General features: G+C 35.7%; 8 protein-coding genes and 1 pseudogene. 7 read left to right on the top strand and 2 right to left on the bottom strand.

Translation table 11 applies throughout. The features are described from left to right. Window positions 1-91 precede the first annotated feature (91 nt). On the top strand, window positions 92-697 hold the full coding sequence (locus D7Y06_RS23020) for an Rpn family recombination-promoting nuclease/putative transposase (RefSeq protein WP_243119470.1): 606 nt from the start codon (window positions 92-94) through the stop codon (window positions 695-697). A gap of 84 nt (window positions 698-781) precedes the next feature. On the opposite strand, the gene D7Y06_RS23015 is transcribed toward D7Y06_RS23020, so the two are convergent. Together D7Y06_RS23015 and D7Y06_RS23010 are read right to left on the bottom strand one after the other, a co-directional pair. Continuing rightward, window positions 782-1,600 carry a macro domain-containing protein gene (locus D7Y06_RS23015; RefSeq protein ID WP_120409881.1) on the bottom strand — a complete coding sequence of 273 codons (819 nt, stop codon included), beginning with the start codon at window positions 1,598-1,600 and terminating at the stop codon, window positions 782-784. Next, window positions 1,593-1,967, bottom strand: coding sequence for a hypothetical protein (locus D7Y06_RS23010; protein ID WP_243119469.1), 375 nt, complete (start codon window positions 1,965-1,967; stop codon window positions 1,593-1,595). Before D7Y06_RS23010 ends, D7Y06_RS23015 begins: the two co-directional genes overlap by 8 nt. A 332-nt stretch (window positions 1,968-2,299) precedes the next feature. On the opposite strand from D7Y06_RS23010, the gene D7Y06_RS23005 reads away from it, so the two are divergent. The 6 genes and pseudogenes from D7Y06_RS23005 to D7Y06_RS22980 all read left to right on the top strand — a co-directional run. Beyond that, complete coding sequence (locus D7Y06_RS23005) at window positions 2,300-2,968, top strand: response regulator transcription factor (RefSeq protein WP_120409879.1); 669 nt, start codon at window positions 2,300-2,302, stop codon at window positions 2,966-2,968. A gap of 64 nt (window positions 2,969-3,032) precedes the next feature. Continuing rightward, a complete protein-coding gene (locus tag D7Y06_RS23000) occupies window positions 3,033-3,950 on the top strand; it encodes an ABC transporter ATP-binding protein (RefSeq protein ID WP_120409878.1) in 918 nt (305 codons plus the stop codon). After that, the gene (locus D7Y06_RS22995; protein WP_120409877.1) at window positions 3,943-4,782 is read left to right on the top strand and encodes an ABC transporter permease subunit; all 840 of its coding nucleotides are present in this window, start codon (window positions 3,943-3,945) and stop codon (window positions 4,780-4,782) included. The genes D7Y06_RS23000 and D7Y06_RS22995 overlap by 8 nt, the downstream gene beginning before the upstream one ends. Window positions 4,783-4,841: 59 nt before the next feature. After that, window positions 4,842-5,705, top strand: a complete 864-nt coding sequence (locus D7Y06_RS22990; protein WP_120409876.1) for a sensor histidine kinase — start codon at window positions 4,842-4,844, stop codon at window positions 5,703-5,705. A gap of 28 nt (window positions 5,706-5,733) precedes the next feature. After that, a complete protein-coding gene (locus tag D7Y06_RS22985; protein ID WP_120409875.1) occupies window positions 5,734-6,144 on the top strand; it encodes a winged helix-turn-helix domain-containing protein in 411 nt (136 codons plus the stop codon). 485 nt (window positions 6,145-6,629) lie between these two features. Beyond that, window positions 6,630-6,911: pseudogene (locus tag D7Y06_RS22980) on the top strand (relaxase/mobilization nuclease domain-containing protein); the annotation flags it as partial. Between the last annotated feature and the right edge of the window lie 156 nt (window positions 6,912-7,067).

The raw sequence follows: 7,067 nt of genomic DNA, 5'->3' as shown, positions 1-7,067 counted from the left end.
CAGGGAACCCCGTGCCAATTAAAAGAAAAACACAATATGTTGTAGTTGCTTGAGTTAGGTTGTTAACATTGATTGTGAAACACAGAAGGATATGAAAAGGCTGGCTGGGGCACGTTCTATCTGCTTGGACGCATATGGAACGGATTCAGATGGGAAAAAATATGATTTAGAAGTCCAGAGGCAGGACAAGGGAGCAGACCCACACAGGGCAAGATATCATTCAAGCGTAATGGATATAGAAAATCTCCATTCAGGTCAGGAATTTAAAGAGTTACCGGACACATATACAATTTTTATTATTGAAAAAGATTTTTATGGTCAGGGCGAAGCTGTTTACCCGATTGAGAGAATCAATCTTGCAACGGGTAAATCTTTTGAAGATGGGGAGCATATCCTTTATGTGAATGGTGAATATCGTGGAGAATCCGATATAGGAAAACTCATGCACGATTTTAATTGTACCAAAGCAGATGATATGAATTTTGAATTGATGGCAAACCGAACACGATATCTAAAAGAGAATCCGAAAGGAGTGAGCGAGATGTGTAAAATTATGGAAGATATGAGAAGTGAATCTTTAAAAGAGGTCGCTCTTCGTATGCTGTCAGCTGGAAAATATGCTCTGGAAGAAATTGCGAATATTTCTGGACTTTCTCTTGATGAAGTAAAAAAACTGAAAGCGGAACAGACAGCATAAATGGTACTGACCGGGAATCTAAAAACAGGTTCCCGGTTTTTTGTTTAACAAAAACATATTTACTTGTTATAGTCTTGCATTTTATTATACGTTTTCGCCAATTTTATTTAAGGAAAAATCTTCGCTCTTTTTGCATACAATACGCAACTTATTGGGAAATTTTATTTTATGACGACTTAATTTATACGACCCAATTATTATATCAAGCAATTCTTGTTTAGTAAAAGATGTGTCACCTATACGAGTAAGTCCTGAGCCTAATATAGATATACATACATCATTCTGCCCATAATATTTATCAATCTCTTTCCAGAACAACGATAAACATTCGAGAAATTCATCATAAGAAAAAAATCTTCCCAGTCCGTCTTTATCTAATTTTGCAAATGCCATCAATAAATACTCGCCATTTGGTAGTATTATACCAGATTCATATCTAACTTTGTTGCGATATTTTGATTTGCTTTTCATGGGTTTTAGCTGTGCGTTATCAATTAAATTTTGCATATCTTGTATAGGATTTTCTTCAAGGTACTGTCCACATATAGAAGTTGGTTTTACATCTGAAGGAGAATCACCTACCTTTGTCGTAAAACATTCATCAAAGGTAATTACTTTTTTGCAATTCCTCATTTCAAGCAAATCGCCATATTCAATTTGAATACTATAATTGTTTCCTTTTATGCAAATCTTTTTTCGACGATATAAATATAGAGCACTTATCCCTATCGTCAATAAAAGCACGATAAGAAAAGACAAAACACGAGTTAATACAATATTCATATCATTAGAGAAAAATGGAAGTAGTTTACATTTCTCAAAAATTGCTTCAGGAACAAACGTAAAAATCACTGTAATTATGCTCAGTGCCCATGTACCACTTTTTCTTAAAAATTTAAGCATATCCAAGAACCCTTTTTATGTAGGTGTAGTTACCAACTTTTTCACCAAGGTAATTCTTTATCCAAAAAGGCTGTGCATCTGATTCATAATCTTTCATGTATGAAGGGAGCCAACTTGTTTCTTTACGTAACGAATTATAAACCACAATAATTGGTTTTTTACGTTTTTTGGCTTGCTCAAATTCATGGCGAAGATATGAAAATGAATTTATGTTGCCAACGTCACTATCTTCTTCTCGTGAAAAGGTTTGAAATACTTTGCACATTTTGGAACCATTGGCATTATGCTTATATGGAGTACAACTACAGTTTAACCTTTCTTCCGTTGCCCGTGAACAGCTACTGCCTGCTTTACGATAGGCGGTCATATCACCCACCACAAAAATAACAGCAGAAGACGCATTTATCTGTTGATTAAACTCCTGTTTTAATGCTCATGTACGGTAAAGAAGCAAGCAACCGAAAACAAGAGATAGACCGCCAGCACCACACTATTCCGAACCAAAGAAACCAAAGAGCAGAAGGTAAGCAAGCTTATACAGTGCCATTCTTCGGTATTTTTACCCAATCAAATTTACAAATACATTTTATTGATATTCTATGCTCTGCCTTGAGTTCATTTCTATTATGCCATATAATGAAAGCATACTTTAAGCAATCAAAATTAAAGTATACCCTACTTTATATGGAGGATATAAAATTGAAAAAAATAGCAATCATTGAAGATGATACCGATATTCGCAACATGATAACAAAGTTTCTGATAAATCACAATTATGAAGTGTATTCTGCCCCAAATGGAAGAGAGGGAATAGACTTATGCCAGAAATTTTTACCAGACCTTATCATTTTGGATTTAATGCTTCCAATTCTAAATGGCGATAGTGTGATAAAGCAATTAAGAACATATACAGATATTCCTGTTATTGTTGTGTCTGCAAAAACAATGGTACAATCCAAAATAGATTTACTGCGTTTGGGTGCAGATGACTATATGACAAAACCTTTTAACCTTTTTGAGTTACTTGCAAGGATTGAGGCTAACTTAAAAAGAAGTGTAGCTGCTCCCCCGAAAGCGGATATTCATTTAAAGTATAAGGATATTGAAATTGAAAACTGTAATGCCAATATAAAAGGAGCAACCGTACAATTTACATCAACAGAATTATCAATTTTAATCCTTCTGTTACAATATCCGCAAAAAATTTTTTCAAAACAAAATATTTATGAATCAATCTGGCAGGAAGAATATGCCTACGATAATGATACAATCAACACGCATATCAGTAACATTCGGAAAAAAATAAAAAAGCATACGGATACTGATTATATAGAAACAGTATGGGGGATTGGGTATAAATTGAAATAATTTTTATTCCTTTAGATTTTTTTTAGATTTGGATTGTAAATTAGCATGGAAAGGAGTTGGTAAAATGTCAGAGATTATATGTCAGACAACAGAACTTTGTAAAAATTACAAAAATTTCCATGCATTACAAAATGTTAATTTTTCAATTAACCGGGGAGAAATATATGGGTTAGTTGGTGAAAACGGCGCTGGAAAATCCACCTTAATCCGTATATTGACGGGATTAGCATTTAAAAGCAGCGGTATCATTACTCTGTTCGGGAAAACAGATCATTTGCAGCATGAACGTACTAAAATTGGCTGTACGATTGAAATGCCTGCATTGTATAAAGATATGACTGCAAAACAAAATTTAGAGATTCAGCGGGTACAAAGGGGAATTCCAGGCAAAAAATGTATCTCAAAAACATTGGAACTTGTCGGACTAAATAATACGGAAAAAAAGAAAGTAAATAACTTTTCTTTGGGTATGAAACAGCGTTTGGCATTGGCTGTTGCTCTTTTGGGCGAGCCGGAATTTCTAATCTTAGACGAACCTGTCAACGGATTAGACCCAACAGGTATTATTGAACTTAGAGAGCTGCTTAAAAGATTAGTCCGGGAAAACCATGTAACAATATTGATTTCAAGCCATATTTTGAGTGAGCTTAACCAGCTCGCAACTTGTTATGGCTTTTTGCATCATGGTAAGCTACTTAAACAAATTACAGCAAAAGAATTAAATGAGCAATGCAGGCGGCATATTAAACTGAAAACAGATGATACGAAAAAAACTGTTACTGTTTTGGAAGAACAGCTAAAAATCAAAAACTTTTCTGTATATCCAAACAATTTTATAAGGATATATGAAAAACTTGAAGAAACACATACTATTTCAAAAACTCTTTTTTCTAATGGCATTGTTGTTGAAGAAATGTCTGTGCAGGGGGAAGAATTAGAAACCTATTTTGAAAATCTAATAGGAGGGTACAAATATGTATAATCAGTTGAAATCTGAATTTCTTAAACTGAAATATTCCAAACTGTTTATAGCGGTTCCAATTCTTTTTTTTGCAGGGCTGATTTTGTATGGGAGTTTCAGCATGTCCGCTGGGGGAACACAGCTCTTCGTTTCAGAGGGAGATGAAGAAACAAATGCTGCCATACAAGGAACTATTGGTTTTTTTGCATTTACATTTGAAAATATTGATACACCTAAATTTAGCGAAATTATGCAATCCTGTATATCCTGCAATGTATTTCTCTGGATTGTTACCCTCATTTTAACCATACAATTTTTCTGCTATGATTACTCTGTGGGTACAATCAAACTCCCTGTTGCCTATGGAATAGATAGAGTAAAAGTCTACTTTGCAAAGACTATTGTTATTGTTTTATATAATGCAGTCTGCTATTTTATATTCAATACCATTACGCTTTTGTTTACTTGTTTGCAAACTGGGTATATCCCCGACACAACTGAACTGGCACAATATTTAAGTTATGTCGGATTAAATTTTTTAGTATTGGTTTCATTTATCTTACTTTGCATTACTATATGTATCTGCTTGAAAAATATCGGTATCATCGCAACTGTCATGTGTTTATTTACTTTGGGCGGCGCAGTAATATATACGGGGATATGGCAGAATTTTCACAGTCATGCAATATTAAAATATTTGGTCTGGCTCAATCCATTATACTATTGGATGAACATGGGAACTTTCCGGCTTGAATATGGGCTAATAAATGAAATAATCATATATTTTATTTTCAGTTTATTATTTTTACTGCCCCTATCTGTTATACTTGTCAGAAAACAGGAGTTTAAGTAATTTTATAAAACTAATAATCACGAAATATTTTCTAAAATTCATCGAAGGAGAGAATGTTAATGATGTATTTATTACTGGTCTTATTAAATATAATATTGGCATTTTCTCTTTTTTCATGGAAACGCCAAATTTGTGAAATAACAAAACAGATTAGCGAAAACAAAAAACTGCGAATTTCCTTATCAAATAAGCAAATAGTAAAATTGGCAGGTATAATCAATGAAAAAAATGATTTAGAACAGAAAACAAAAGTCAAGATTATACAGGAAAAAGAGCAATTAAAACACTCCATTGCTAATATTAGCCATGATTTAAGAACCCCTTTAACATCAATCCAAGGATATTTAACACTCTTAAAAGATTGTGAAGATAAAGAAGAACAGGAACACTATTTTTCTGTTATTCAAGCAAAAACAGACTATTTAACAGAACTACTGCAAATATTTTATGATTTGTCATTGATAGAAAGTGATGATTATATTCTGGGAATTGAAAAAATAGATGTAAACAGAATTGTAACCGACTGTCTAATTGACAAATATAACGAACTAAAAGAATTGACATCCACTATTAAAATAGAAAATGCTCCTGTATGGATAATCGGAAATGCTGTTGCCTGCAAAAGAATTATTGATAACTTGGTTACAAACGCAATACGGTATTCTGATGATTATATTGAAATCGTGATGGACGCAGATGGTATCTTTACAGTAAAAAACACTACATCAGAATTAAAAAATATAGATGTTAATATACTCTTTCAAAAATTTTATACAGTAGATACATCACGTTCAAACGGTAATACAGGGTTGGGGTTATACATTGTAAAAGAGTTATTAAATAAAATAGAGGGTGGTATAAAGGAAATTAGTTACAAAAATAATATATTAACAATTTCTGTATATTTTAAACTTTGTTATTAAACCGAGGTGATCTTATGGGAAAATACTAATGCTGACGCTTAACGAGCAAGAGGAAAAAGCGATTGATAAAATCATAGCTGCAATAGCAGACTGCATATCACTTGAATCCGTGAGGACTATCCCTATTCCTACTTCGGGAATGTCTTTTTCAGGATTGGAAATAATACAGAGTAGGCGACAGGTACTTCATGACGGGGAAGAAGTAAAACTTACCCACCTTGAATACAGCACCCTTGTATTTCTTGCTTCCAATCCCAGCATTGTCCTCACACAAGAACAGATTTTTGAAGCCGTTTGGAACATGGACAGCGATAGCTGCCATTCAAGCGTTGTCAACGTGATTTACAACCTGTGGAAAAAGATAGAGCCGGACAGCAAAAACCCCACCTACATAAAGACTGTTTTAGGCATAGGCTACAAGTTTGCTTCCGGGGAATGACAACCGAATAACCGCCGCCATTTTAGGCAGTCAGAAAGCAGGAAATCAAGAAAAGGTTTCCTGTTTTTTTACGCCCGTTTTTGTCAGATGTTGTTATGAAAGCACGAAAGAAAATTCACACAAATTTCGGGAAACGTTGCCTGTTTGGAATTTTTCAACGTAGTTAGGAATAGAGGGATAAATTTTGCCGCAGAGTTGGCAGAAGCCCCGCCCTCTCCGTCGAGGGTATCAGCGGAAGCCCACACAGGGGAAGCCGCCACTTTTTAAGAGCAAGATTCTACCACAGTACCAAATTTCGCTAATCGCTCATTTTGTCCTATGGGAATCTTGTTGGGGTTGCCACCCCAAGCCCGCCTTTTTGCGGCTTGCGCCGCTTGAAAAAATCCACCCACGAAAGGAGGTTCACAGCCATGAAAAGATACAACACGCCCCACCGCCACCGGGTAATCAAGACACGCTTGACCGAGGAAGAGTAGGTGAAGCCGTTGGCAACATTCAAACATATCAGCTCTAAAAATGCCGATTACGGAGCTGCCGAGCAGTACCTAACCTTTGAGCATGACGAGTTTACCATGAAGCCCGCACTGGACGGAAACGGGCAGCTTGTTATCCGTGACGATTACCGCATTTCCTCTTTGAATTGCGGTGAGGAAGATTTTGCAATCGCCTGTATGCGTTCCAATCTGAAATACGGCAAGAACCAAAAGCGGGAGGACGTAAAGAGCCACCACTATATCATCAGCTTTGACCCCCGTGACGCACCAGACAAGAGAACGTCCGGGAATTGCAGACCGTGAAAAGCAATCTTGACAAAATATTGCGCCGTGAGCCGGAACGGGGAAAGGGGCGGGAAATGCCTGCCTGAATGTCAGAGACACGCAGGGAATCATTCTCCACAGTGATCTGGGCAGTCAGTACACAAG

It is taken from the genome of Roseburia sp. 1XD42-69, from assembly GCF_003612565.1.
GTDB lineage: Bacteria > Bacillota > Clostridia > Lachnospirales > Lachnospiraceae > Roseburia_B.
The sequence above is the reverse complement of the archived record's forward strand: the minus strand, read 5'-3'. Positions and strand labels throughout refer to the sequence as shown.

Coding starts and splice junctions, on each gene's coding strand:
- D7Y06_RS23020 (WP_243119470.1), top strand. CDS start 92: ATGAAAAGGCTGGCTGGGGCACGTTCTATCTGCTTGGACGCATATGGA.
- D7Y06_RS23015 (WP_120409881.1), bottom strand. CDS start 1,600: ATGCTTAAATTTTTAAGAAAAAGTGGTACATGGGCACTGAGCATAATT.
- D7Y06_RS23010 (WP_243119469.1), bottom strand. CDS start 1,967: ATGACCGCCTATCGTAAAGCAGGCAGTAGCTGTTCACGGGCAACGGAA.
- D7Y06_RS23000 (WP_120409878.1), top strand. CDS start 3,033: ATGTCAGAGATTATATGTCAGACAACAGAACTTTGTAAAAATTACAAA.
- D7Y06_RS22995 (WP_120409877.1), top strand. CDS start 3,943: ATGTATAATCAGTTGAAATCTGAATTTCTTAAACTGAAATATTCCAAA.
- D7Y06_RS22990 (WP_120409876.1), top strand. CDS start 4,842: ATGATGTATTTATTACTGGTCTTATTAAATATAATATTGGCATTTTCT.
- D7Y06_RS22985 (WP_120409875.1), top strand. CDS start 5,734: ATGCTGACGCTTAACGAGCAAGAGGAAAAAGCGATTGATAAAATCATA.